Raw genomic sequence first — 672 nt, 5'->3', positions numbered from 1 at the left:
TTTCATTAAGGGTCTGCTTGGCTATGTCATGGTCTGATACAAACATAACAGAGCAGAAAGTAAAGTCTAGAGAAGATTTACCGCTAGTAAAACAAAGCCAGCCCCAATTGGCTCAATATACCTGGGACTGGCTTTTTTAGGCTAGCCTTGCATTAGCAAGTAGTCAAAGGCTGCAAGAGAAGCTTTGGCACCTTCCCCCATAGCGATCACGATCTGTTTATAAGGCACGGTCGTCACGTCACCGCAGGCAAAGATTCCTGGTACGTCAGTCTGACCTTTGGCGTCTACAATTACCTCGCCATAGGCGTTCATTTCTACAATGCCTTCCAGGAAGCCACTATTGGGCACCAAGCCTATTTGGACGAAAATGCCTGATAATTCCTGGCGCTTAATTTCACCACTATCACGATCTTCGTATGCTAAGGCAACAACCTTGCCACCTTCAGCCAAGATTTCTTTGGTCGCTACATTACGCAGAATAGTAATATTCTCACGTTTTTTAGCTTGCTCAACCAAGACCTTGTCAGCCTTTAATTCAGGCATAAACTCGTAGATTGTGACAGATTTTACGATACCAGCTAAATCCAAAGCCGCTTCAACACCTGAATTTCCGCCACCAATAACAGCAACATCCTTACCTTTAAAGAACGGTCCGTCACAGTGCGGGCAGTA

1 protein-coding gene is annotated in these 672 nt (G+C 45.1%); it reads right to left on the bottom strand.

Features of this window, described 5'->3' with window-relative positions:
• Window positions 1–141: 141 nt before the first annotated feature.
• Window positions 142–672, bottom strand: a 531-nt coding sequence (locus A3729_RS02750; protein ID WP_197475496.1) for an FAD-dependent oxidoreductase, incomplete at its 5' end; no start/stop codon positions are given.

The organism is Oleiphilus sp. HI0043 (assembly GCF_001634935.1).
Note: the sequence above shows the minus strand (reverse complement) of the source record. Positions and strands in the feature narration are given on the sequence as shown.